Below are 25,156 nucleotides of genomic sequence, written 5' to 3'. Positions count from 1 at the left end.
TACCAGCCCGGTAATTTATCTTACCGGGCCTTGTCTGACTGATTAATCATGTTGCCCTATTTTAAGACCGCAAACATCGTTCTCGTCAGCATACCTCTCGATGAGAGGTTTCGTTTTTTTCATCATCCCTGATGTTCTGGGAACAGAAACGAGGTGGAGAGGATGTTTGATATTGGTGTCAACCTTACCAGTTCTCAGTTTGCCAAGGACCGAGAACAGGTCATTATTCGGGCTCGGCAGGCTGGAGTTACCGGGTTGTTAGTGACTGGGAGTAATGCATCAGACAGTGAACATGCCGCCGCGCTGACGACTATTTTTCCTGATTATTGCTGGTCTACGTCGGGCGTTCATCCCCATGAGGCGAGCACCTGGACAGACGTGGTGGCAGAACAGATTTACAGTTTGACACTGCGTGACAAGGTTGTGGCAGTAGGAGAAAGTGGTTTGGACTTTAATCGTAACTTCTCTACTCCATCACAGCAGGAGCGTGCTTTTACCGCTCAACTGGCAATCGCGGCGGAACGATCATTGCCAGTGTTTTTACATTGCCGCGATGCCCATTCACGCTTTATCAGTCTGTTGACTCCCTGGTTGGATAAGCTTCCTGCGGCCGTTGTGCATTGCTTTACGGGTACTCGTCATGAACTGGACGATTGTCTGAATGCTGGATTGATGGTGGGGATCACGGGTTGGGTCTGTGATGAGCGTCGTGGCCTGGAATTGCGTGCTTTGCTGGAATATATCCCCGATGATCGGCTATTACTTGAAACCGATGCACCGTATTTGTTACCCCGGGATTTACATCCTAAACCTGCATCCCGCCGTAACGAACCCTGCTTTCTCCCACATATTGTCCGTCAGGTGGCGACCTGGCGCGATCAGGATGCCAGCCTGCTGGGGGAGAGAGTAGATGAAAACGCCCGCCGGGTTTTCCGGCTGGCCTGATTCAGGAGAATAATATATGAGCAATGCTTTTCCCGGTACGTTTCCCGGACGGCGGATGCGCCGTATTCGTCGTCATGATTTCAGTCGTCGCCTGGTGGCTGAACATCAGGTAACCGTGAATGATCTGATCTATCCCGTGTTTGTCATGGAGGGAAATCATGACCGACAGGAAGTCCCTTCCATGCCGGGAGTCTATCGGCTGACAATAGATGAAGTAGTGAAAGAAGCAGAGATCATCGCCAAACTGGGTATACCTGTCCTGTCATTATTTCCAGTGATTGAGGCGGATAAAAAATCACTTCACGCAGAGGAATCATATAACCCTGATGGGTTGGTTCAACGCACGGTACGCGCCCTCAAAGATGCGGTTCCTGAATTAGGTCTACTGACTGATGTGGCACTCGATCCTTACACCACTCACGGTCAGGATGGCGTCATTGACGAACAGGGTTATGTGGTCAATGACATCACCAAAGAGATACTGGTTCGTCAGGCATTATCCCATGCTGAAGCGGGTGCTGAAATTGTGGCACCCAGCGATATGATGGATGGGCGTATCGGTGCTATTCGTGAAACCCTGGAAACACGAGGGTTGTTTAACACCCAGATTATGGCGTATTCCGCTAAATATGCTTCCTGTTACTACGGGCCTTTTCGTGATGCATTGGGTTCCTCAGGTAATCTGAAAGGTAGCAATAAAAAAACCTACCAGATGGATCCGGCTAACAGTGATGAAGCATTGCAGGAGATCGCCCAGGATCTGCAGGAAGGGGCCGATATGGTAATGGTAAAACCGGGTATGCCTTATCTGGATGTGGTCCGCCGTGTGAAAGATACGTTTGGTGTTCCCACATTTGCTTATCAGGTTTCAGGGGAATATGCCATGCAGATGGCAGCGATCCAGAATGGGTGGCTGCAGGAGCAGCCGTTGGTAATGGAATCACTGTTGTGTTTTAAACGGGCAGGCGCTGACGGTGTATTGACTTACTTTGCCAAGCGAGTGGCACAGTGGTTACGTGATCAGCATCTGGAACGCTAATTGTTTGATGTACCGTCAGAGTCAACGTGCCTCTGGCGGCCTAAATCTTTTTGAATTGCCGGTTATCAATGCTCTGCTTGACCTGTTTGTTCAGCAGATTAAGCAGTAGCATAGAACGTGCTTCTCCATCAGGTTCGGTATAGATAGCCTGCAGCCCACTGAATATGCCCTCCATAATCATTACCTGATCGCCGGGTTGCGGTGTTTTCGGGTCAGTCAAAATCTGGATTTGATATTGAGACAGTTCGTCGATCACATTCTGCGGAATAGTGGCCGGCAATGCACCAAAACGAACAAAATGGCTTACACCACGTGTCGCGCTGATGGTTGTGGTGTGAATCCGTTCGGGATCGAACTCCACAAACAGATAGTTGGGGAATAGCGGTTCGCTGACTTCAATACGCTTCCCTCGCACCATTTTTTCCAGCGTAATCATTGGGCTCAGGCACGTTACTTCCTGGCGCTCCAGGTGCGATCTCGCGCGTAACAATTGACCGCGTTTACAATAAAGTAGATACCAGACTTCCATAATTTCACTATTCTGTTGCGTTATTCTGAGGAGGATAGCAAAAGAAAGCCGGGATAAATAGCGGCACCAGGAGCGACAGCATGTCGAAGAGACTTTATAATAGAGGCACCTTCGACTACTCAGATGATCAGCATGAAATACCGTGACTTACGTGAGTTTCTCTCCCTGCTTGAAGAGAAAGGCGAATTAAAACGCATTAATCAGCCTATTGATCCTTATTTGGAAATGACTGAAATTGCTGATCGTACCCTGCGGGCTGAAGGCCCTGCGCTGCTGTTTGAAAAACCCAAAGGTTATAATATGCCGGTGCTTTGCAACCTGTTTGGTACACCTAAACGTGTTGCAATGGGAATGGGGAAGGAAGATGTCAGCGCATTACGTGATGTTGGCAAGTTACTGGCTTTTTTGAAAGAACCGGAGCCACCACACGGTTTTCGAGATTTGGTGGATAAACTGCCTACGTTTCGTCAAGTGCTTAATATGCCGACAAAACGTTTATCTGAAGCACCTTGTCAGGAGATTGTATGGCAAGGGGATGACGTGGACTTGAGCCGTATTCCGGTGATGCACTGCTGGCCGGGGGATGCTGCTCCGCTGATCACCTGGGGATTGACGGTCACCCGCGGTCCGTTTAAGGATCGGCTGAATCTGGCTATTTACCGTCAACAAGTATTAGGGAAAAACAAGCTTATTATGCGCTGGTTATCCCACCGTGGCGGTGCGCTGGATTATCAGGAGTGGTGTCAGGAACATCCGGGGAAACGTTTCCCGGTTGCCGTGGCGTTAGGTGCTGACCCGGCGATGATCTTGGCGGCGGTGACACCTGTACCGGATACTCTTTCAGAGTATGCTTTCGCGGGTTTACTGCGTGGCTACAAAACTGAAGTCGTGAAATGTCTGTCCAATGATTTGGATGTTCCCGCCAATGCTGAAATTGTGCTTGAAGGTTATATTGAACCCGGAGAGTTGGCGCTTGAAGGTCCGTATGGCGATCATACCGGTTACTATAACGAGGTGGATAACTTCCCGGTGTTTACCGTCACACATATCACCCAACGGCGGGACGCGATTTACCATTCAACCTATACTGGGCGTCCACCGGATGAACCGGCTGTGATGGGTGTGGCATTGAACGAAGTTTTTGTCCCGATTCTGCAAAAGCAGTTTCCGGAAATTGTTGATTTCTATCTTCCTCCAGAGGGTTGTTCTTACCGTCTGGCGGTGGTTACTATGAAGAAGCAGTATGCCGGACATGCTAAACGGGTGATGATGGGTGTTTGGTCTTTCCTGCGGCAATTTATGTATACCAAGTTTGTTATTGTTTGTGACGATGATATTAATGCCCGCGACTGGAAAGATGTTATCTGGGCGATAACTACGCGTATGGATCCCGCTCGTGATACGCTTCTGGTTGAAAACACACCTATTGATTATCTGGATTTTGCTTCACCGGTTTCTGGATTAGGCTCCAAAATGGGGCTGGATGCTACCAACAAATGGCCAGGCGAAACACAACGTGAATGGGGACATCCAATTACAAAAGATCCCCAGGTATGTGCCCGTGTTGATGCTATCTGGGATGATTTGTCCATTTTTAGTGACAGCGGTAAACGACGTTAATTCGCCATTGCCCTGTTCCCCATTTTGCTTTGATGACCCGATAGAGGGAACGCATGACAACATTGAGCTGTAAAGTGACTTCGGTCGAAGCAATAACTGATACGGTTTTCCGGGTGCGTTTATTGCCTTCAGCCCCTTTTTCCTTCCGTGCCGGTCAGTATTTAATGGTAGTGATGGATGAACGGGATAAACGCCCATTCTCAATGGCTTCCATACCAATGGAAAAGAATTTTATTGAACTACACATCGGGGCCTCTGAACTGAATCTGTATGCGATGGCGGTAATGGAGCGCATCCTGAAAGAGGAATCCCTGATAGTTGATATTCCTTATGGGGATGCCTGGTTCCGTGAGGAGAGCGATCGCCCATTGATACTGATTGCCGGTGGGACTGGATTTTCTTATACGCGTTCCATTTTGTTAACGGCGCTGGCGCAGCAGCCGGAGCGTTCAATCTCTTTTTATTGGGGCGGTCGTGAACGCAAGTACCTGTATGATTTGGCTGAGTTGGAATCGCTGGCATCTCAGCATACCAATTTGAAGGTGATTCCGGTTGTTGAGCAACCGGACGAGCATTGGCATGGCCGAGCGGGTACGGTTTTAAGCGCTGTACTACAGGATTTTGGCTCATTGGCCGAGTATGATATCTATATTGCCGGTCGATTTGAGATGGCAAAGATTGCTCGTGAACGTTTCTGCAATGAGCGCGGAGCGCTGGTGGCGCATATGTTCAGTGATGCCTTTGCTTTTATCTGAATCCCCGTTTTCTGGCGGGAACATATCTTGATGTAATGTGGGTCGGTTATTCAACCGAGATATCTGGCGCCGGGGGAGGTGTCCTTCGTGAACCTCATCCCCATGTTTCTTATAATGGGCTACAACGTGTAGCGTTTACACCATCAGATACGTTCAAAAACAGTGGCGATACCTTGGCCGAAACCAATACACATGGTGGCTATGCCAAATTGGACATCATGCCGTTCCATCAGATTAATTAGTGTAGTAGAGATACGCGCTCCAGAGCATCCTAGTGGATGACCAAGCGCGATGGCCCCACCGTTGAGGTTTACCTTTTCGTCCATCACATCCAGTAAACCCAGATCTTTTATGCACGGTAACGTTTGTGCAGCAAAGGCTTCATTCAGCTCAAACAGTCCAATATCACTAATGCTCAGCCCGGCGCGTTTCAGTGCCAACTGTGTGGCTGGCACGGGTCCATATCCCATAATAGAGGGTTCGCAACCCACAACGGCCATCGCACGAATGTATGCTCTTGGCGCTAATTCCAGGGCGCTGGCGCGGGATTCACTCATCATCAATATGGCTGCTGCGCCATCGGAAAGCGCGGATGAACTACCTGCAGTTACGGTACCGTTTATCGGGTCAAATACGGGTTTAAGTGCTGCCAGAGTGGCAATGTCGGTATCAGGACGGATGACTTCATCATCTTCAAAATACAGTAAAACCCCATCGGCATTGTGACCGGTAGTGGGAATGATTTCTTTGTGGAACGCACCGGACTGTGTGGCAGCATAGGCACGCTGATGGGAGCGGGCGGAAAATGCATCCTGCATTTCACGGCTGATATGGTGCACTCGTGCCAGCATCTCTGCTGTCAGCCCCATCATGGCAGCGGCTTTTGCCACCGTTTTGCTCAGACCAGGATGAAAATCCACACCGTGGCTCATAGGCACATGGCCCATATGTTCAACACCACCAATCAGGCAAACCTGGGCATCGCCTACCATAATGGCCCGCGCTGCGTCGTGTAGCGCCTGCATGGAAGAACCACATAAACGGTTAACCGTCACGGCGGGTACGGTATGAGGAATTTCTGCCAGCAGAGCCGCATTACGGGCGATATTAAATCCCTGCTCCAGTGTTTGTTGCACGCAGCCCCAGTAAATGTCGTCGATACTGTCCGCTTTCAGCGCAGGATTTCGGCTTAACAGACTGCGCATCAGATGTGCAGATAGATCCTCAGATCGTACCTGACGGAATGCTCCCGCTTTGGATCGCCCCATTGGGGTTCTCACAGCGTCAACAATCACTACTTTTTCCATAAATATAAACCTTATGCTGGTTGACGATGGGAGATGTCGGCGTGAGGCACGACAGTCGGATAATAACCTTCTTTATTTCTGGCTTTTTGCCGCACACTTTCAGGAATTTGATAGAGCGGCCCCATGTGTGACAGTGGCTGAGCCATCTCCAGATAACGCGCGCTGCCCAGGGTGTCGAAATAGCGGCAGGCTCCACCGTGGAACGCAGGAAATCCCAGGCCGTAGATCAGCGCCATATCCGCTTCAGCCGGACTGGCGATCACGTTTTCTTCCAGGCAGAGCGCCACTTCGTTAATCATCGGGATCATCAGGCGGGAGACGATCTCTTCGGCACTGAACCGACGACGTGCCTGACAAACTGTGGCCAGCAGCTCATCAATGTTCTCATCGGATTCTTTATGTGGTTTACCCTTGTTGTCGGTCTGATAACGATAAAAACCCACCCCATTTTTTTGACCAAACCGCTGATGTTCAAATAACACGTCAATAACGTCGCGGTAATTTTTGTCCATACGTGAGGGAAAGCCTTCTGCCATAACAGATTGAGCATGATGGGCCGTATCGATTCCCACGACATCCAGCAGGTATGCCGGCCCCATTGGCCAGCCAAACTGTCGTTCCATCACGTTGTCAATTTCACGAAAATCCGCGCCATCACGCATCAGCAAACTGAAAGCAGCAAGGTAAGGAAACAGGACACGGTTAACGAAAAATCCCGGGCAATCATTTACCACGATAGGGGTTTTCCCCATGTGGAGCGCATAGGCGATAACACGGGAAATGGTTTTTTCGTCAGTTTGCGGACCACGAATGATTTCTACCAACGGCATCCGGTGAACCGGATTAAAAAAATGCATACCGCAGAAGTTCTGTGGTCGCTTCAGTGCCTGGGCCAGTTTCACAATCGGAATGGTCGAAGTGTTGGACACGATAACTGTATCTTCATGGACGTGGGATTCAGTTTCAGCCAATACGCTGGCTTTCACTTTGGGATTTTCTACCACGGCTTCGACGACCACATCAGCATGTTCAAAACCGATGTAATTTAATGTGGGATGAATGCTGGAAAAAATACCCGCCATTTTTACGCCATTGAGCTTTCCGCGTTCCAGTTGCTTATTCAGTAGTTTGGCCGCCTCGTTCATACCGAGTGTCAGCGCGGTTTCATTAATATCTTTCATCAGGATGGGAACGCCTTTTAATGCCGACTGGTAGGCGATACCGCCACCCATGATCCCTGCACCTACGACGGCGGCCTCTTTGGGGGCGGAAGTACTCCCCACCTGTTTTTTCGCTTTTCCCTTAACATACTGATCATTCAGAAATACTCCCACCAGAGTACGGGCTGCATCAGTTTGTGTGAGGGCGACAAAATTCTCTGTTTCAATGCGCAGGGCGGCATCACGGGACAAACCCGCTGCCGCTTCAATGGTTTTTACCGCAGTGATCGGGGCGGGATAATGTTTCCCAGCGGTTTGCATCACCATGGCTTTGGTCGTAGCAAAACTCATGGCGGCCTCAACTTTACCGAGTTTTAGCGGTACCAGTTTGGGCGCGCGATAAGCACGCCAGTTCAACTTTCCTTCAATTGCCTGATGCAACATGAATAACGCCGCCGCAACCAGTTTATCGTCTGCGACGACGGCATCAACCAGGCCAACTTTCAGTGCCGCTTCAGCACCGATATCTTTACCTGCGGCGATAATGTCCAGTGCGCTATCCGCACCCAGCAAACGAGGCAGTCGAACCGTACCGCCAAAGCCGGGCATGATCCCCAACTTCACTTCCGGTAAGCCGATTCGTATATCCGCAGTGGCAATGCGGAAATCGGTTGCCAGCACGCATTCGCAGCCGCCACCCAGAGCATAACCTTTGATGGCAGAAATCGTCGGTACTGGCAAATCTTCCAGACGGCTGAAAATGTCATTTGCATCCGTCAGCCATTGATGCAGTTTTTCTTTAGGGGCCGCAAATAAAGAGAGGAATTCGGTAATATCTGCCCCGACAATAAATGTGGGTTTATCCGAACGCAGTACCAAACCTTTTAGATCATGCTGTAGTGCCAGTATATCCAGAGCAGCACCGAGGCTACTGACTGTCTGTATATCCAGTTTATTAACTGACCCTGTCGCAGAAAACACCAGCTCAGCAATGCTATCTTCAAGCCAGTTAACGTAGAGGTTTTCGCCTTGATAAAGCATCTCTGTCTCCAGATTAAGCAAGTTGGCTGGTATGACCAAACACTAAAATTGTGGATTTGATGTTAATAAAATGCAAATAAGTGATTAATTTTTTGCCGAAAAGATCACAAAGCGCAGGGCAATGCCGTCATTGTGCCACTGTGTTAAAATGAAGAATTCACTGTTATCAATGGAGATTCTGATGGAAACGATGACTTCTCTGTATCAGCAACATTTGGTGACCTTGCAGCAACGTACGCAGGCCGTTTTGGCGCGTCATAATCTTGATGCTTTACTGATTCATTCCGGAGAATTGTTGACGGTGTTTCTGGATGATCATGAGTACCCGTTCAAGGTTAACCCACAGTTCAAAGCCTGGTTGCCGGTGACACAAGTGCCTAATTGCTGGTTATGGGTGGACGGTGTTAACCCACCAAAACTGTGGTTTTACTCTCCGGTTGATTACTGGCATAACGTTGCCCCGATGCCGGAAAGTTTCTGGACTAATGACATTGATATGACTGCATTGCATCGTGTCGATGATATTGGTCAATTGTTGCCGACACCACTCCAGCGAGTCGCCTATATCGGCTATGTTCCACAACGTGCACTGACGCTTGGTTTTAATCCGGAAAATATTAATCCGCAAGGTGTGCTGGATTATCTGCATTACTATCGTGCCTATAAAACCGATTATGAACTTGCCTGCATGCGTGAAGCGCAGAAAACGGCGGTTGCAGGCCATCGTGCTGCATATGATGCTTTTCAGTCTGGTATGAGTGAGTTCGATATTAATCTGGCCTATCTGGCGGCCACCGGCCACCGTGACACCGATGTGCCTTACAGTAATATAGTGGCGTTAAATGAACATGCCGCTGTATTGCATTACACTCAACTGGAACATCGGGCACCTGCGAAAACCCGTGGTTTCCTGATTGATGCCGGCGCAGAGTACAACGGTTATGCGGCGGATATCACCCGCACTTATTCTGCTCAGAGTGACAATGAGTTTGCTGCTTTGGTGAAGGATTTAAACCATGAACAGCAAGCATTGATTGAAACCATGAAGGTGGGTGTCCGTTACACTGATTACCATCTTCAGATGCATCACCGTATCGCCAGTTTGTTGAAAAAACATCAATTGGTGAGTGATATGAGCGAAGAAGCCATAGTTGATGCAGGGATAACCAGCCCGTTCCTGCCACATGGGTTGGGGCATCCGCTAGGATTACAGGTGCATGATGTCGCCGGTTTTATGCAGGACGATACCGGTACATCGCTGGCGGCACCCACCCAGCATCCGTACCTGCGTTGCACCCGTATTCTTGAACCCCGTATGGTTCTGACAATTGAGCCAGGGCTTTATTTTATCAATTCGCTGTTGGAACCATGGCGTCACGGTAATTTCCGCCAGTATTTTAATTGGCAGAAAATTGATGCATTGCAGCCATTTGGCGGTATTCGCATTGAAGATAATATCGTGATGCATGAGAATCGCGTTGAGAATATAACTCGGGCGCTGAATCTGAACTGATGCTTGTTTATCCAGTTCCTGTCTCTGCGGTCAGCTACAGCGAAGAAGTTAAAAAAAGCCGTTTTATCACAGAATTAAGCGCTACTGACGGTATTGATGCGGCCAAGGCCTTTATTCAAGGCATCAGGAAGCATCATCCGGCAGCCACTCATCACTGCTGGGCATTTATCGCGGGTGCGCCTAATGATTCCCAGCAGCTTGGATTTTCTGATGATGGTGAGCCTGCCGGTACAGCCGGTAAACCTATATTGGCGCAACTGATGGGCAGCGGTGTCGGTGAAATTACCGCTGTTGTCGTGCGCTATTATGGTGGGGTGAAGCTGGGAACCGGAGGCTTGGTAAAGGCTTATGGCGGTGGCGTCCAGCAGGCATTAAAGCTGCTGGTACTAAAGCAGAAGATATTGCTGCAAGAGTATCACCTGCAGTGCAAATATTCACTACTACCCCAGGTTGAGTCAATAGTGCATTATCTGGGGGGAAAAATAGTATCAAACGAGTATGGCGCGGACGTTAGGATCCGGCTGGCTCTCCCCGTCCATACTGTAGATGAAGCTGAGATGAGGTTGCGTGATATTAGCCGTGGGGTGTTACATTTACTGCCAATTTCACAATAGTCCCAGCGTTGTTTATTGAACCATAAGGAAGGCATCTGTAATGCACTTGCGTGCCATAACCCGCATTGTTGGCCTGCTGGTCATGCTTTTTTCCGGAACGATGTTTATTCCCGGGTTGGTCGCCCTGATTTATCGTGATGGTGCCGGTCGGGCTTTTACTCAGACATTTATCGTCGCTCTGATCATCGGTCTTATCCTGTGGTTGCCCAATCGCAAGCAAAAGCATGAACTCAAAACCCGCGAGGGATTTTTGATAGTGGTGCTTATCTGGACGGTGTTGGGTAGCGTAGGCGCATTGCCTTTTCTCTTCGCCGAACATCCCAGTATGACGGTAACGGATGCTTTCTTTGAGTCTTTTTCTGGTCTGACAACGACAGGTGCAACCACATTGGTGGGGCTGGATTCGATGCCGAAAGCCATCCTGTTTTATCGGCAAATGCTGCAATGGATGGGGGGGATGGGAATCATTGTGCTGGCAGTGGCTATTCTGCCAATCCTCGGTGTCGGAGGGATGCAGCTTTATCGTGCCGAAATGCCAGGACCATTGAAAGACAACAAGATACGTCCGCGCATTGCTGAAACGGCTAAAACACTGTGGCTGATTTACGTCCTGTTGACCATCATCTGTGCGATATCACTCTGGCTGGCCGGAATGTCGGTGTTTGATGCTATCAGCCATAGCTTTTCAACCATCTCTATTGGTGGATTTTCTACTCATGATGCCAGTATCGGGTATTTCAATAGTCCGACCATTAACACGATCATTGCCATATTCCTTTTGATTTCAGGCTGTAATTTCAGTTTGCATTTTGCTGTACTCAGTGGTCGAAGCCTGAAAGTCTATTGGCGTGATTCCGAGTTCCGTATGTTTATTAGCGTACAGATATCACTGGTGGTTATCTGTACTGTAATACTGTGGTTCCATGATGTGTATAAAAGCGGTATCGAAACACTAAATCAGGCTTTTTTCCAGGTAGTGTCGATGGCAACGACGGCGGGCTTCACTACTGGAAGCTTTTCAAACTGGCCACTGTTTTTGCCTGTTCTGTTACTATGCTCGGCGTTCATCGGTGGCTGTGCCGGTTCCACTGGTGGTGGTTTGAAAGTTATTCGTATTTTGCTGCTGTTTTTGCAAGGCTCCCGAGAGCTGAAGCGCTTAGTGCACCCGAATGCGGTTTATACTATTAAGCTTGGTTATCGAGCGTTACCGGAGCGTATACTCGAAGCCGTATGGGGCTTTTTTTCAGCTTATGCACTGGTATTTATTGTCAGTATGCTGGCTATTATTGCGACTGGCGTCGATGATTTTTCCGCTTTTGCTGCTGTAGCGGCGACATTGAATAACCTCGGGCCTGGGCTGGGTGCGGTAGCTGATAATTTTACTTCCATGAATGACGGTGCAAAGTGGATTTTGATCGTAACAATGTTGTTTGGCCGTCTGGAAGTATTCACACTGCTGGTACTATTTACTCCTACTTTTTGGCGGGAATAACGGAAGAGGACTCGGTGCAATGAAAGCGTTAATATTGTTTTCTAGTAGAGATGGGCAAACGAGATCGATAGCCTCTTATATTGCTACCATATTAAAAGGTACGTTGGAGTGCGATGTCGTTAATATCCTCAATACCCATGAAGTCGATATCGGGAAATATGATCAAATCATGATTGGTGCTTCGATACGGTACGGCCATTTTCATCCTTCACTGAAAAAGTTTATTCACCAGCATCTCTCCTTATTGCAGCAAAAACCGAGTGCTTTTTTTTCAGTAAATTTAACTGCCCGCAAACCTGAAAAAAGATCACTACAAACTAATGCTTATACACGTAAGTTTCTGCTACGTTCGCCTTGGCAACCTGACTTGGGAGCTGTCTTCGCTGGTGCATTACGTTATCCGAACTACCGTTGGTTTGACCGCGTGATGATCCAACTGATCATGCACATGACGGGGGGAGAAACGGATAGTACAAAAGAAATCGAATATACTGATTGGGAACAGGTCGCGCGATTTGCTCAAGAGTTTGGACAAATAGCACTGAAAAGATCAGCATAACGTGGTTTATTCCCGCGCATCGGTGAAAAAAAACGCACTTGTGATTTTTTTTGCAATTACCCCTTGTCAGGCCAGGAGAAGTGCCTATAATGCGCCTCCACTGACCCGGCGCTGGTGAACAACACAACGCAGAGTCAGGCCGGGAAAAACGAATTATTCGTTGACTCTGCAAGAGGATGGCGTAGTATACGCGACCTCACGTCGGCGGCAGCGCCGCGACGAACGCTCTTTAACAATATAATCAGACAATCTGTGTGGGCACTCACAGGACCCTATCGTAATCAATACGAAAAGACTTGAAGAGTGACTGACAGTAAATTCATTACGAATAGACAGTTATAAATTCTTTGAGCATCGCTTCTTCGGAAGCACATCAAACAAATCTTAAATTGAAGAGTTTGATCATGGCTCAGATTGAACGCTGGCGGCAGGCCTAACACATGCAAGTCGAGCGGCAGCGGGGGGAAGCTTGCTTCCCCGCCGGCGAGCGGCGGACGGGTGAGTAATGTCTGGGGATCTGCCTGATGGAGGGGGATAACTACTGGAAACGGTAGCTAATACCGCATGACGTCGCAAGACCAAAGTGGGGGACCTTAGGGCCTCACGCCATTGGATGAACCCAGATGGGATTAGCTGGTAGGTGAGGTAATGGCTCACCTAGGCGACGATCTCTAGCTGGTCTGAGAGGATGACCAGCCACACTGGAACTGAGACACGGTCCAGACTCCTACGGGAGGCAGCAGTGGGGAATATTGCACAATGGGGGAAACCCTGATGCAGCCATGCCGCGTGTATGAAGAAGGCCTTCGGGTTGTAAAGTACTTTCAGCGGGGAGGAAGGGGAGCACTTTAACAGAGTGTTTCATTGACGTTACCCGCAGAAGAAGCACCGGCTAACTCCGTGCCAGCAGCCGCGGTAATACGGAGGGTGCAAGCGTTAATCGGAATGACTGGGCGTAAAGCGCACGCAGGCGGTCTGTTAAGTTGGATGTGAAATCCCCGGGCTTAACCTGGGAACTGCATTCAAAACTGACAGACTAGAGTCTCGTAGAGGGGGGTAGAATTCCAGGTGTAGCGGTGAAATGCGTAGAGATCTGGAGGAATACCGGTGGCGAAGGCGGCCCCCTGGACGAAGACTGACGCTCAGGTGCGAAAGCGTGGGGAGCAAACAGGATTAGATACCCTGGTAGTCCACGCTGTAAACGATGTCGACTTGAAGGTTGTGGCCTTGAGCCGTGGCTTTCGGAGCTAACGCGTTAAGTCGACCGCCTGGGGAGTACGGCCGCAAGGTTAAAACTCAAATGAATTGACGGGGGCCCGCACAAGCGGTGGAGCATGTGGTTTAATTCGATGCAACGCGAAGAACCTTACCTACTCTTGACATCCTCAGAAGAGACTGGAGACAGTTTTGTGCCTTCGGGAACTGAGAGACAGGTGCTGCATGGCTGTCGTCAGCTCGTGTTGTGAAATGTTGGGTTAAGTCCCGCAACGAGCGCAACCCTTATCCTTTGTTGCCAGCGCGTAATGGCGGGAACTCAAGGGAGACTGCCGGTGATAAACCGGAGGAAGGTGGGGATGACGTCAAGTCATCATGGCCCTTACGAGTAGGGCTACACACGTGCTACAATGGCGCATACAAAGAGAAGCGAACTCGCGAGGGCAAGCGGACCTCATAAAGTGCGTCGTAGTCCGGATTGGAGTCTGCAACTCGACTCCATGAAGTCGGAATCGCTAGTAATCGTAGATCAGAATGCTACGGTGAATACGTTCCCGGGCCTTGTACACACCGCCCGTCACACCATGGGAGTGGGTTGCAAAAGAAGTAGGTAGCTTAACCTTCGGGAGGGCGCTTACCACTTTGTGATTCATGACTGGGGTGAAGTCGTAACAAGGTAACCGTAGGGGAACCTGCGGTTGGATCACCTCCTTACCAAAGATAGCCGTTGTGTGAAGTGCTCACACAGATTGTCTGATGAAGTACGAGCAGAAATACCTTTATAGGCTTGTAGCTCAGGTGGTTAGAGCGCACCCCTGATAAGGGTGAGGTCGGTGGTTCAAGTCCACTCAGGCCTACCAATTTCTTTCCATGCTGTGTTGTGTTTTTGTCACGGGCGAGAGTCTGTGTCGAGAATGAGGCCTTGCCTGACGGAAATTTGTGTAAAGGTTTTCATGCGATGGGGCTATAGCTCAGCTGGGAGAGCGCCTGCTTTGCACGCAGGAGGTCTGCGGTTCGATCCCGCATAGCTCCACCATACAAAAAAAGACTTCAGAGTATATTGGCAACAGTATGCTGTGAAGTATTTTGCTCTTTAACAATCTGGAACAAGCTGAAAATTGAAACGATACAGCGAAACCTGCCCTTGATGGCGGGAGTTGGCTGTATCAGAGTCTCTCAAATAATCGCAGCGCGAGGTGGTCTTGCTCTTTATGAAAAAGACACCTTCGGGTTGTGAGGTTAAGCGACTAAGCGTACACGGTGGATGCCTAGGCAGTCAGAGGCGATGAAGGGCGTGCTAATCTGCGAAAAGCGTCGGCAAGGTGATATGAACCGTTATACCCGACGATACCCGAATGGGGAAACCCAGTGTGTTTCGACACACTATCATGTCATGAATCCATAGTGACATGAGGCGAACCGGGGGAACTGAAACATCTCAGTACCCCGAGGAAAAGAAATCAACCGAGATTCCCCCAGTAGCGGCGAGCGAACGGGGAAGAGCCCAGAACCAGAATCAGTTTGTGCATCAGTGGAAGCGTCTGGAAAGTCGCACGGTACAGGGTGATAGTCCCGTACACAAAGATGCGCTTGCTGTGAGTTCGACGAGTAGGGCGGGACACGAGATATCCTGTCTGAAGATGGGGGGACCATCCTCCAAGGCTAAATACTCCTGACTGACCGATAGTGAACCAGTACCGTGAGGGAAAGGCGAAAAGAACCCCGGCGAGGGGAGTGAAACAGAACCTGAAACCGTGTACGTACAAGCAGTGGGAGCCCCACCACCAAAGCATTCTCTGGTGATGAAGGCAGCGCAACAGCAGCATCGCGGTGGCGGCGCGTCTTTTGCGACGCCCAACACACAAGACAAGCGGTGAGTGCTTTGGGGTGGGGTGACTGCGTACCTTTTGTATAATGGGTCAGCGACTTATATTTTGTAGCAAGGTTAACCGAATAGGGGAGCCGCAGGGAAACCGAGTCTTAACTGGGCGTCAAGTTGCAAGGTATAGACCCGAAACCCGGTGATCTAGCCATGGGCAGGTTGAAGGTTGGGTAACACTAACTGGAGGACCGAACCGACTAATGTTGAAAAATTAGCGGATGACTTGTGGCTGGGGGTGAAAGGCCAATCAAACCGGGAGATAGCTGGTTCTCCCCGAAAGCTATTTAGGTAGCGCCTCGTGAAGTCATCTTCGGGGGTAGAGCACTGTTTCGACTAGGGGGCCATCCCGGCTTACCAACTCGATGCAAACTGCGAATACCGAAGAATGTTATCACGGGAGACACACGGCGGGTGCTAACGTCCGTCGTGAAGAGGGAAACAACCCAGACCGCCAGCTAAGGTCCCAAAGTCATGGTTAAGTGGGAAACGATGTGGGAAGGCCCAGACAGCCAGGATGTTGGCTTAGAAGCAGCCATCATTTAAAGAAAGCGTAATAGCTCACTGGTCGAGTCGGCCTGCGCGGAAGATGTAACGGGGCTAAACCATGCACCGAAGCTGCGGCAGCGGACATATCACTTAAGACAATTATGCGAAAACCGATTGACGGAGCGCCGCGACGTCAATGCGTTGATTACGTCGAGTTGACTTAAGGATATGTCCGTTGGGTAGGGGAGCGTTCTGTAAGCCGTTGAAGGTGGTCTGTGAGGATTGCTGGAGGTATCAGAAGTGCGAATGCTGACATAAGTAACGATAATGCGGGTGAAAAACCCGCACGCCGGAAGACCAAGGGTTCCTGTCCAACGTTAATCGGGGCAGGGTGAGTCGACCCCTAAGGCGAGGCCGAAAGGCGTAGTCGATGGGAAACAGGTTAATATTCCTGTACTGGGTGTTACTGCGAAGGGGGGACGGAGAAGGCTATGTTGGCCGGGCGACGGTTGTCCCGGTTTAAGCGTGTAGGTGGGTGCTCCAGGCAAATCCGGAGCGCTATTAACGCCGAGGCGTGATGACGAGGCACTACGGTGTCGAAGTGACAAATGCCACGCTTCCAGGAAAAGCCCCTAAGCATCAGGTAACATCGAATCGTACCCCAAACCGACACAGGTGGTCAGGTAGAGAATACTCAGGCGCTTGAGAGAACTCGGGTGAAGGAACTAGGCAAAATGGTGCCGTAACTTCGGGAGAAGGCACGCTGTGCGAGGTGAAGTCCCTGGCGGACGGAGCGTTGCGCAGTCGCAGATACCAGCTGGCTGCAACTGTTTACTAAAAACACAGCACTGTGCAAACACGAAAGTGGACGTATACGGTGTGACGCCTGCCCGGTGCCGGAAGGTTAATTGATGGGGTAAGCCGCAAGGCGAAGCTCTTGATCGAAGCCCCGGTAAACGGCGGCCGTAACTATAACGGTCCTAAGGTAGCGAAATTCCTTGTCGGGTAAGTTCCGACCTGCACGAATGGCGTAATGATGGCCAGGCTGTCTCCACCCGAGACTCAGTGAAATTGAACTCGCTGTGAAGATGCAGTGTACCCGCGGCAAGACGGAAAGACCCCGTGAACCTTTACTATAGCTTGACACTGAACCTTGAGCCTTGATGTGTAGGATAGGTGGGAGGCTTTGAAGCGTGGACGCCAGTCTGCGTGGAGCCAACCTTGAAATACCACCCTTTGATGTTTGATGTTCTAACGTGGGCCCGTGAACCGGGTTGCGGACAGTGTCTGGTGGGTAGTTTGACTGGGGCGGTCTCCTCCCAAAGAGTAACGGAGGAGTACGAAGGTTAGCTAATCCTGGTCGGACATCAGGAGGTTAGTGCAAAGGCATAAGCTAGCTTGACTGCGAGAGTGACGGCTCGAGCAGGTGCGAAAGCAGGTCTTAGTGATCCGGTGGTTCTGAATGGAAGGGCCATCGCTCAACGGATAAAAGGTACTCCGGGGATAACAGGCTGATACCGCCCAAGAGTTCATATCGACGGCGGTGTTTGGCACCTCGATGTCGGCTCATCACATCCTGGGGCTGAAGTAGGTCCCAAGGGTATGGCTGTTCGCCATTTAAAGTGGTACGCGAGCTGGGTTTAGAACGTCGTGAGACAGTTCGGTCCCTATCTGCCGTGGGCGTTGGAAGATTGAGGGGGGTTGCTCCTAGTACGAGAGGACCGGAGTGAACGCACCACTGGTGTACGGGTTGTGATGCCAATTGCATTGCCCGGTAGCTACGTGCGGAAGAGATAACCGCTGAAAGCATCTAAGCGGGAAACTTGCCCCGAGATGAGTCTTCCCTGGGCCTTAAAGGCCCCTGAAGGGACGTTTAAGACGAAGACGTTGATAGGCTGGGTGTGTAAGCGCAGCGATGCGTTGAGCTGACCAGTACTAATGACCCGAGAGGCTTAACCTTACAACACCGAAGGTGTTTTGGAAGAGAGACGCAAAGATATTTTCAGCGATGTTCCGAGATTGGTTCTGATGGTTGCGCGGGAGTGTGACGGTCGGGATGAAACAGAATTTGCCTGGCGGCGATAGCGCGGTGGTCCCACCTGACCCCATGCCGAACTCAGCAGTGAAACGCCGTAGCGCCGATGGTAGTGTGGGGTCTCCCCATGTGAGAGTAGGGAACTGCCAGGCATTCAACAAGACGAAGCCCTCTGTGAAAGCAGAGGGCTTTTTCATTATCGGCTTAAACCATCTCCCAGGAGGTGGTTTTTTGCATTGCGGGTGATAGCCTGTTGCAATTTGTCATTCAATGATCACACCTTATCGGGGGACCAGGTAGCGGAATTGTCGGCGGCTACTGGTTTACCGATCACTCTGGAGAATGACGCCACAGTGGTGGCTATCGGCGAGCGTTTTCACAGTGTGGCCAAAAAGTTGGATTCCTTTATTTATCTTTATATCGGAACCGGGCTGGGTGCCGGCATTTTTACCGACGGCCATATTTATACTGGTCATGCCCACAATGCTGGTGAGATCGGCCATATGGTGGTGCAGCCGTCTGGTCGCGCCTGCGCCTGTGGTAATCATGGTTGCCTGGAGCGCTATCTTTCGTTGCAGTCGGCCTGCGAAGCCTGTGGACTCGATCCGATGACCGCCATGCCTGGGGATCTGCTGGGGTGGACGAGAGCCGTTTCGACCGCTGGGTTGAGTCGGCATTGCCTGCCGCCCGTCAGGGAATCAATATCATTGAATGTATCTTTGACGCGGAAGCGGTGATTATCGGTGGCCAGATGCCGCAATCGCTGGTGAAAAAAATTGTCGACCGGTTACATCCGTTATTGTGCTCGGTGCGTAGTAAATATCGCGACGACCAGCGGCTCAGGATCGGGATGACCGGTACCGGTACTGTAGCGTTGGGCGCGGCGGCCCTGCCGATATTCGATGAATTCAATCCTCAATATGAGGTTCTGCTGAAATAATGTTCGACAATCGAACCGGCAGACATGAGTGATGACATAGCCGGCCGGTTCGGGTAGTTTAATGAAGTATCTGTGACAGGAACATTTGGGTCCGTTCTGAGCGTGGGTTAGAGAAGAAAATATCCGGCGGCGCCTGTTCGACAATCTCACCTTGATCCATAAAGATAACGCGATTGGCAACTGTGCGAGCAAAGCCCATTTCATGAGTTACACACAACATGGTCATGCCATCTTCTGCCAGACCGAGCATGGTATCCAATACTTCTTTCACCATTTCTGGATCCAGTGCAGAAGTGGGTTCATCAAATAGCATAATTTTAGGTTTCATACACAATGAACGGGCGATCGCCACGCGCTGCTGTTGGCCACCCGAAAGCTGTCCTGGAAATTTATGGGCATGTGCTGCAATGTGAACTCGTTCCAGATAATGCATTGCCAGTTCTTCCGCCTCCTTTTTTGGCATATGGCGTACCCAGCATGGGGCTAATGTACAGTTTTGTAATACGCTCAGGTGGGGGAACAGGTTGAAATGCTGGAACACCATGCCGACTTCTGTTCTGATTTTTTCGACATTACGGCTGTCGCCGTTCAACTCAATGCCATCAACAACGATGCGACCCTGTTGATGATCTTCCAGATGGTTGATGCAGCGTATTGTCGTTGATTTTCCAGAGCCGGATGGCCCACACAGAACGATACGCTCGCCCTGTTTTACCCGCAGGCTAATATCTTTCAGTACGTGGAATTGCCCATACCACTTATTCACATTTTCCAGTGCGATCATGCAATCGGAAAACGATGTTAAAGAATCCTGGTTCATGGATGACCTCAATGAGACGTGTGTTCGGTATTAAAACGTTTTTCTAAATATTGGCTATAACGCGACATACTGAAACAGAAGATCCAATAGATCATGGCAGCAAAGACATAGCCCTCCGTTGACATCCCTAGCCAGGCTGGATCGACCGTCGCCTGTTGGATACTGCTGAACAAATCAAACAGCCCGATGATGATGACCAGACTGGTATCTTTGAACAATGAAATAATGGTATTCACCAGACTGGGAATAACCATTTTCAGTGCTTGTGGCAGAATAACCAGCCCCTGCATACGCCAGTAGCCCAGAGCCAAAGATTGTGCCGCTTCGTATTGGCCTTTGGGGAGTGCCTGCAAGCCACCGCGAACCACTTCTGCTACATAGGCTGACTGGAACAGAATGACACCAACCAGCGCACGTAATAGTTTGTCTATGTTGGTGCCTTCTGTTAAGAACAATGGCAGCATGACTGATGACATGAACAGCACGGTAATTAACGGCACACCGCGCCAGAACTCGATGAAGACAACACAGAGTATCCGTATCACTGGCATTTGGGAACGGCGTCCCAATGCCAGAAGTATTCCCAGTGGTAAAGCACCAGCAATCCCTATGGCAGCGATAATTATTGTCAGTGTAAGCCCACCCCACTGACGGGTTTCAACGAGAGGCAGGCCACCGACTCCACCGTGTAACAGCCACCATGCCAGCACGGGATAAATGACGCACCAGCAAACGATATAGCGTCCACGACGGGGCAGATTACTCCAGAACATTGGCAGAATACTGATCAGTGCGAGTGTTAGTGCGAAATTGATGCGCCAGATCTCTTTTGTCGGATACAACCCATACATGAAGTGACCAAACCGGGCATGAATAAACACCCAGCAGGCCCCGTCTCGGGTACAGTCGGAACGTGATGTCCCAACCCAGTTGGCATTGAAGATCGTCCAGTTCAGCAGCGGTGGAATCAGTTGCCATAGCAGCCACAGACAAAACAGTGTCAGCAGGCTGTTGGTCACGTTGGAAAACAGATTGCGCCGGCTCCAGGCGATAGCACTGTGGATAGGTGTTGGATTGGATGGTGTGTTCGTAATCATAATCACCCTATTCCTAGCGCTCAATTAAGGCGATTTTCTGGTTGTAGATATTCATCAGTAACGAAATCAGCAGGCTGATAATCAGGTATACCGACATCGTCATGGCAATGGTTTCAATTGCTTGTCCAGTCTGGTTAAGTACGGTACCAGCAAACAGAGACACCATGTCTGGATAGCCAATTGCTGCGGCTAATGAGGAGTTTTTCACCACATTCAGATATTGGCTGGTTAGTGGTGGAATGATGACGCGTAATGCCTGGGGAAGAATGACTTTACGCAATGTAACTGGTTTGGGAATACCCAGTGACAGCGCGGCTTCATGCTGCCCATGAGAGACAGACTGAATACCGGAACGAATAATCTCGGCAATAAATGATGAGGTATATACCGAAAGCGCCAGTGCCAGTGCGGCCAGTTCTGGAATCAGTACTATTCCTCCCCGATAGTTAAAGCCTTTTAATGCCGGGAAATCCCAGTGGATCGCATGACCAAAAGCCAGATGAGACAAACCCAGCAGGATGAACAATACAACCAGTGGGATTGGCCAGGTTCTGCGATGTTGCCCTGTTAGCGCGTGATAGCGGTTGTTATAGCGGCTTATGACAATAGTCAGTACCAACACGATAATAAGCGCCAAGGCTGCCGGTAATGCGCCGGGACCAGGGCCGGGGGCTGGAATATACAGACCACGGTTGCTCAGAAAAAATGCGTCCATAGCACTGAATGCCTGACGCGGCCCTGGCAGATTGCGTAGTACCGCAAAATACCAAAAGAAAATCTGCAACAGCGGTGGAATATTACGGAACGTCTCGATGTAGATAGTGGAGAGTTTACGCAGCAGCCAGTTGTCAGAAAGACGGGATAACCCTACTACGAATCCCAGTAGCGATGCGAAAATGATACAGATGACAGATACCAATAAGGTGTTGAGCAGGCCGATAAAAAATACGCGGCCATAGGTATCGCCTTCCTGATAGTCAATCAGATGCTGAATAATGCCAAAACCGGCGTTGTCATGCAGAAAAGCAAAACCTGATCTAATACCACTCCGGTCCAGATTGGTAACGGCATTATGCAGCAAGTAGATCACTATAAACAAAATGGCAATAACAATAATGATTTGGTACAACCAGGCGCGCACCGCTGGATTAGTTAGTGAAATATCACCTTTCACAGTTGGGCGTTGCAGCATGTCGGAGCCTCAGTAACGATAAAACAGAGGTACGGCTGGCTATGCAGCCGTACCTGGTTTTTTTAGCAGGAAGGATTAACGAACTGGCGGAGCATACTGAATGCCACCTTGGTTCCACAATCTGTTCAGGCCACGTTTGATTTTCAGAGGACTGCCCTGGCCTACGTTACGTTCGAATACTTCACCGTAGTTGCCCACTTGTTTAACGATGTTATACGCCCAGTTTTTCGGGAGTTTCAGATCTTTACCGAAGTCACCTTCTGCACCCAGCAGGTGCGCCATGTCTGGGGTAGTCGGCTTAGCGGCCAATTGGTCGACATTCTTGGACGTTACGCCCATTTCTTCTGCGTCGAGCATGGCAAATAGTGTCCAGCGTACGATGGAGAACCAGTCATCATCGCCACGGCGAACGACCGGTCCCAGAGGCTCTTTGGAGATAACCTCTGGCAGTACAACATATTCTGCTGGTTTGCTCAGCTTGATACGCAAGGCATACAACTGTGACTGGTCGGAAGCAAGTGTGTCGCAACGGCCGGACTCCAGCGCTTTAGCACTCTCGTCAGAACGATCAAACGTAACTGGCGTATACTTCATGTGGTGCTCTTTGAAGTAATCCGCCACGTTTAACTCGGTGTCAGTGCCCGCCTGAATACAAACAGTGGCACCATCCAGCTCCGTAGCGCTTTTCAGGTCGGCTTTGCTATGGGTAAGGAAGCCGATACCGTCATAGTAGTTAACACCAGCAAACAGGAAACCCATTCCACCGTCACGGGATGAGGTCCAGGTGGTATTACGGGAAAGGATATCTACTTCACCGGATTGTAGCGCAGTGAAGCGTTCTTTTGCTGTCAGAGGTGTGTATTTGACCTTGGTGGCATCACCGAAAATAGCGGCAGCAACACCCCGGCAGATATCAACATCAATACCGGTATATTTGCCTTTGGCATCGGCATACGAAAAACCGGGAAGTCCATCACTTATGCCACACTGTACGAACCCCTTTTTATGAATCGCATCCAGCGTTGCGCCAGCATGTGCCTGATTGATGAAGGCAAACAGTGAAGCACTGGCAACCAGTGTAGACATAATCACTTTTTTCATAATCATCGTATGAGCCTAGTTAATAGTTATGTGTTGTTGTGTTTTTTGGCGCAGTTTTACTTCGCCTACCCTGTCTGTCGGCTCTATGTTCTATAGACATTGTGCCGTCATCACTAGAAAAGCAAAAATAATGCCAAGTCGTTATTATTATTTCATGGGCGGGGGAATTAAATCGTATCAGCACTCGGAAGACATAAATAATAGGTATGGAGGGATAAATCAAAGGTATGGAATGCACCAAAACAGAACATTGTTATATAAATGCCCCGCTCTGGTGCTATAACGATAAATGTTGATTTTTAGTGTACCAATGCTGCCTCAACGAGGGCGATTGCTACAGGCGGTGCTATCCCTTTTAGTGCGGCACGTTCCGGCTGGAACAAGGTACCCACAAAGAATGGATGATCGGATAACTCAATGGCGCGGATATCGCCTTCGTTATCTATGCCGGAAACGTTCAGGGTAGCCATCTGAAATTCGGCACGAAAGTCTTCGTTAATACCATAACGACAACGGTAGCCTTCTGTAATATCAACTACCCCATAAGCTCTGCCGATGAGTGACTCGGGATCGAGATGGATATCACCCTGTTTTTCAACCAGTTCGCATTGTAATGGTGTGATCACCAGGCGGCCTTCCTGTGTTACCTCAGCATTATTGGCATCCTGCCATTGGAGCACATTACGTGCATATTCCAGCAGGGCATATTGGCAGCCGCCACAGGTGCCAAGGAAGGGCATCTGCGATTCCCGAGCAAAGCGGATCGCGGCGAGGATATTGTCATCGTTACGATATGGGCTGGCAGGAATACACCATACCGCATCAAATCGCTTTAACAGCGTAGTAGATGAAAGGGTTTCACTGCTTAGCCATTGGTATTTGACCGTGAGGTTGAGATGGCGTGCGGCCAGTTCGAGTGCTGATGGGATAGCTCGATGGGCGGTGACAGCCACATTATAGTCACCTATCAGCGCGATTTTAATCGTGAGTTTCATAACAATCTCCGGCTGGTAAAAAAGAATGCTACAGCAAGAAAATCGGTTTGTCGCGATGAGATGTGTTGAACAGAATGGTTGAAGATAATGGTAATAACATCCCCATGAATGGGGATGTCAGAGACGCCGGTTATCACCAAACAACTCAGTGGACGATATGACGTTGATAATGTTTTTCAAGCCGCACCTGTAACTGGCTTAAAACGGTACTGAACATCAGATAAATCAGCGCCGCTTCGATATACAGAATCAGTGGCTCATAGGTAACTGAGACAATCCGTTGTGCGGACAGAAACATTTCGGGCACGGTGATGACAGCCGCGAGGGACGTGTCCTTAATCAAGGAGATAAAGGTATTGGACAGCGGCGGTAGCGAGACAAACACCGATTGTGGAAATATCACCCAACGAACCGCCTGTGAACCACTCATCCCTAATGAATACGCTGCATTCCACTGGCCTTTTGGTACTGACAAGATTGCCCCGCGCACAATTTCTGAACTATAGGCACCTACACTAAGGCTAAATCCAATCAACGCTGCCGGAAAAGCATCCAGCGTGATACCGGCACTCGGTAATCCATAGAAGATCAGGAATAGCTGTACTAACAATGGTGTACCACGGATCACCCATACGTAGAAATCGCCTATTAACTTCAGTGGCTTAGGGCCATACAAACGGACTAGGGCGAGAGTAATTCCCAGCGCTAATCCGAAAATGAAAGAGAAAATAGCAAGAGGGACAGTAAATTTAAGTCCGGCAGACAGCAAACTCCAAAAGGAGTTTGCCATGAGTTGTAGCCATGATGGCATCTAAAATA

17 protein-coding genes, 2 tRNA genes, 3 rRNA genes and 1 pseudogene are annotated in these 25,156 nt (G+C 49.7%); 14 read left to right on the top strand and 9 right to left on the bottom strand.

Annotated elements, in window-relative coordinates:
- Positions 1 to 162: 162 nt before the first annotated feature.
- Together tatD and hemB are read left to right on the top strand one after the other, a co-directional pair.
- Positions 163 to 945 (top strand): 3'-5' ssDNA/RNA exonuclease TatD, encoded by a 783-nt coding sequence (gene tatD, locus CWC46_RS00995; RefSeq protein WP_021014030.1) that lies wholly within the window; start codon positions 163 to 165, stop codon positions 943 to 945.
- Between the two features lie 16 nt (positions 946 to 961).
- Entirely contained in the window at positions 962 to 1,984 is a 1,023-nt protein-coding gene (gene hemB / locus CWC46_RS00990) for a porphobilinogen synthase (protein WP_021014031.1), read from the top strand.
- A 40-nt stretch (positions 1,985 to 2,024) separates the two neighbouring features.
- Here hemB and rfaH read toward each other — a convergent pair whose 3' ends face one another.
- Entirely contained in the window at positions 2,025 to 2,513 is a 489-nt protein-coding gene (rfaH, locus tag CWC46_RS00985; protein WP_021014032.1) for a transcription/translation regulatory transformer protein RfaH, read from the bottom strand.
- 123 nt (positions 2,514 to 2,636) lie between these two features.
- Between rfaH and ubiD the strand changes: the two genes are divergently transcribed.
- Both ubiD and fre read left to right on the top strand, forming a co-directional pair.
- Positions 2,637 to 4,133 (top strand): 4-hydroxy-3-polyprenylbenzoate decarboxylase, encoded by a 1,497-nt coding sequence (ubiD, locus tag CWC46_RS00980; protein ID WP_021014033.1) that lies wholly within the window; start codon positions 2,637 to 2,639, stop codon positions 4,131 to 4,133.
- Positions 4,134 to 4,186: 53 nt separating this feature from the next.
- Entirely contained in the window at positions 4,187 to 4,888 is a 702-nt protein-coding gene (fre, locus tag CWC46_RS00975; protein WP_021014034.1) for an NAD(P)H-flavin reductase, read from the top strand.
- A 143-nt stretch (positions 4,889 to 5,031) separates the two neighbouring features.
- Here fre and fadA read toward each other — a convergent pair whose 3' ends face one another.
- On the bottom strand, positions 5,032 to 6,195 hold the full coding sequence (gene fadA, locus CWC46_RS00970) for an acetyl-CoA C-acyltransferase FadA (protein ID WP_021014036.1): 1,164 nt from the start codon (positions 6,193 to 6,195) through the stop codon (positions 5,032 to 5,034).
- A gap of 11 nt (positions 6,196 to 6,206) precedes the next feature.
- Positions 6,207 to 8,396 (bottom strand): fatty acid oxidation complex subunit alpha FadB, encoded by a 2,190-nt coding sequence (gene fadB / locus CWC46_RS00965; protein WP_021014037.1) that lies wholly within the window; start codon positions 8,394 to 8,396, stop codon positions 6,207 to 6,209.
- A 181-nt stretch (positions 8,397 to 8,577) separates the two neighbouring features.
- On the opposite strand from fadB, the gene pepQ reads away from it, so the two are divergent.
- From pepQ to CWC46_RS00915, 10 genes and pseudogenes are all read left to right on the top strand, one after another.
- A complete protein-coding gene (pepQ, locus tag CWC46_RS00960; RefSeq protein WP_021014038.1) occupies positions 8,578 to 9,909 on the top strand; it encodes a Xaa-Pro dipeptidase in 1,332 nt (443 codons plus the stop codon).
- Positions 9,909 to 10,523 carry an IMPACT family protein gene (locus CWC46_RS00955; RefSeq protein WP_021014039.1) on the top strand — a complete coding sequence of 205 codons (615 nt, stop codon included), beginning with the start codon at positions 9,909 to 9,911 and terminating at the stop codon, positions 10,521 to 10,523. Before pepQ ends, CWC46_RS00955 begins: the two co-directional genes overlap by 1 nt.
- 40 nt (positions 10,524 to 10,563) lie before the next feature.
- A complete protein-coding gene (trkH, locus tag CWC46_RS00950) occupies positions 10,564 to 12,015 on the top strand; it encodes a Trk system potassium transporter TrkH (RefSeq protein ID WP_021014040.1) in 1,452 nt (483 codons plus the stop codon).
- 19 nt (positions 12,016 to 12,034) lie between these two features.
- Positions 12,035 to 12,574: a menaquinone-dependent protoporphyrinogen IX dehydrogenase gene (hemG, locus tag CWC46_RS00945; protein WP_021014041.1), complete on the top strand. Its 540-nt coding sequence runs from the start codon at positions 12,035 to 12,037 to the stop codon at positions 12,572 to 12,574.
- 386 nt (positions 12,575 to 12,960) lie between these two features.
- Positions 12,961 to 14,503, top strand: a 16S ribosomal RNA gene (locus CWC46_RS00940).
- 69 nt (positions 14,504 to 14,572) lie between these two features.
- Positions 14,573 to 14,649, top strand: a tRNA-Ile gene (locus tag CWC46_RS00935).
- A gap of 100 nt (positions 14,650 to 14,749) precedes the next feature.
- A tRNA-Ala gene (locus CWC46_RS00930) sits at positions 14,750 to 14,825 on the top strand.
- 201 nt (positions 14,826 to 15,026) lie between these two features.
- Positions 15,027 to 18,117: ribosomal RNA gene (locus CWC46_RS00925) — 23S ribosomal RNA — on the top strand.
- Between the two features lie 111 nt (positions 18,118 to 18,228).
- Positions 18,229 to 18,344: ribosomal RNA gene (rrf, locus tag CWC46_RS00920) — 5S ribosomal RNA — on the top strand.
- Together the 16S, 23S and 5S rRNA genes with 2 tRNA genes alongside form the textbook arrangement of a ribosomal RNA operon.
- Before the next feature lie 126 nt (positions 18,345 to 18,470).
- Positions 18,471 to 19,132: pseudogene (locus CWC46_RS00915) on the top strand (ROK family protein); the annotation flags it as partial.
- 58 nt (positions 19,133 to 19,190) lie between these two features.
- Here CWC46_RS00915 and CWC46_RS00910 read toward each other — a convergent pair.
- From CWC46_RS00910 to CWC46_RS00885, 6 genes are all read right to left on the bottom strand, one after another.
- Complete coding sequence (locus CWC46_RS00910) at positions 19,191 to 19,952, bottom strand: amino acid ABC transporter ATP-binding protein (protein WP_021014074.1); 762 nt, start codon at positions 19,950 to 19,952, stop codon at positions 19,191 to 19,193.
- Positions 19,953 to 19,960: 8 nt separating this feature from the next.
- Complete coding sequence (locus tag CWC46_RS00905) at positions 19,961 to 21,049, bottom strand: amino acid ABC transporter permease (protein WP_021014075.1); 1,089 nt, start codon at positions 21,047 to 21,049, stop codon at positions 19,961 to 19,963.
- 13 nt (positions 21,050 to 21,062) lie between these two features.
- Positions 21,063 to 22,241, bottom strand: coding sequence for an amino acid ABC transporter permease (locus CWC46_RS00900; protein WP_021014076.1), 1,179 nt, complete (start codon positions 22,239 to 22,241; stop codon positions 21,063 to 21,065).
- 75 nt (positions 22,242 to 22,316) lie between these two features.
- Positions 22,317 to 23,342, bottom strand: coding sequence for an amino acid ABC transporter substrate-binding protein (locus CWC46_RS00895; protein WP_037381078.1), 1,026 nt, complete (start codon positions 23,340 to 23,342; stop codon positions 22,317 to 22,319).
- A 299-nt stretch (positions 23,343 to 23,641) separates the two neighbouring features.
- Positions 23,642 to 24,337 carry a CTP synthase C-terminal region-related (seleno)protein gene (locus CWC46_RS00890; protein ID WP_021014078.1) on the bottom strand — a complete coding sequence of 232 codons (696 nt, stop codon included), beginning with the start codon at positions 24,335 to 24,337 and terminating at the stop codon, positions 23,642 to 23,644.
- A 145-nt stretch (positions 24,338 to 24,482) separates the two neighbouring features.
- The gene (locus tag CWC46_RS00885) at positions 24,483 to 25,148 is read right to left on the bottom strand and encodes an amino acid ABC transporter permease (RefSeq protein ID WP_021014079.1); all 666 of its coding nucleotides are present in this window, start codon (positions 25,146 to 25,148) and stop codon (positions 24,483 to 24,485) included.
- Between the last annotated feature and the right edge of the window lie 8 nt (positions 25,149 to 25,156).

Source organism: Prodigiosinella confusarubida (assembly GCF_002847015.1).
GTDB classification, from domain to species: domain Bacteria; phylum Pseudomonadota; class Gammaproteobacteria; order Enterobacterales; family Enterobacteriaceae; genus Prodigiosinella; species Prodigiosinella aquatilis.
Note: the sequence above shows the minus strand (reverse complement) of the source record. Positions and strands in the feature narration are given on the sequence as shown.

Bases quoted from the DNA above. Each gene is read 5' to 3' on its own strand.
- tatD (WP_021014030.1), top strand. From the start codon at position 163: ATGTTTGATATTGGTGTCAACCTTACCAGTTCTCAGTTTGCCAAGGAC.
- hemB (WP_021014031.1), top strand. From the start codon at position 962: ATGAGCAATGCTTTTCCCGGTACGTTTCCCGGACGGCGGATGCGCCGT.
- rfaH (WP_021014032.1), bottom strand. From the start codon at position 2,513: ATGGAAGTCTGGTATCTACTTTATTGTAAACGCGGTCAATTGTTACGC.
- ubiD (WP_021014033.1), top strand. From the start codon at position 2,637: ATGATCAGCATGAAATACCGTGACTTACGTGAGTTTCTCTCCCTGCTT.
- fre (WP_021014034.1), top strand. From the start codon at position 4,187: ATGACAACATTGAGCTGTAAAGTGACTTCGGTCGAAGCAATAACTGAT.
- fadA (WP_021014036.1), bottom strand. From the start codon at position 6,195: ATGGAAAAAGTAGTGATTGTTGACGCTGTGAGAACCCCAATGGGGCGA.
- fadB (WP_021014037.1), bottom strand. From the start codon at position 8,396: ATGCTTTATCAAGGCGAAAACCTCTACGTTAACTGGCTTGAAGATAGC.
- pepQ (WP_021014038.1), top strand. From the start codon at position 8,578: ATGGAAACGATGACTTCTCTGTATCAGCAACATTTGGTGACCTTGCAG.
- CWC46_RS00955 (WP_021014039.1), top strand. From the start codon at position 9,909: ATGCTTGTTTATCCAGTTCCTGTCTCTGCGGTCAGCTACAGCGAAGAA.
- trkH (WP_021014040.1), top strand. From the start codon at position 10,564: ATGCACTTGCGTGCCATAACCCGCATTGTTGGCCTGCTGGTCATGCTT.
- hemG (WP_021014041.1), top strand. From the start codon at position 12,035: ATGAAAGCGTTAATATTGTTTTCTAGTAGAGATGGGCAAACGAGATCG.
- CWC46_RS00910 (WP_021014074.1), bottom strand. From the start codon at position 19,952: ATGAACCAGGATTCTTTAACATCGTTTTCCGATTGCATGATCGCACTG.
- CWC46_RS00905 (WP_021014075.1), bottom strand. From the start codon at position 21,049: ATGATTACGAACACACCATCCAATCCAACACCTATCCACAGTGCTATC.
- CWC46_RS00900 (WP_021014076.1), bottom strand. From the start codon at position 22,241: ATGCTGCAACGCCCAACTGTGAAAGGTGATATTTCACTAACTAATCCA.
- CWC46_RS00895 (WP_037381078.1), bottom strand. From the start codon at position 23,342: ATGAAAAAAGTGATTATGTCTACACTGGTTGCCAGTGCTTCACTGTTT.
- CWC46_RS00890 (WP_021014078.1), bottom strand. From the start codon at position 24,337: ATGAAACTCACGATTAAAATCGCGCTGATAGGTGACTATAATGTGGCT.
- CWC46_RS00885 (WP_021014079.1), bottom strand. From the start codon at position 25,148: ATGCCATCATGGCTACAACTCATGGCAAACTCCTTTTGGAGTTTGCTG.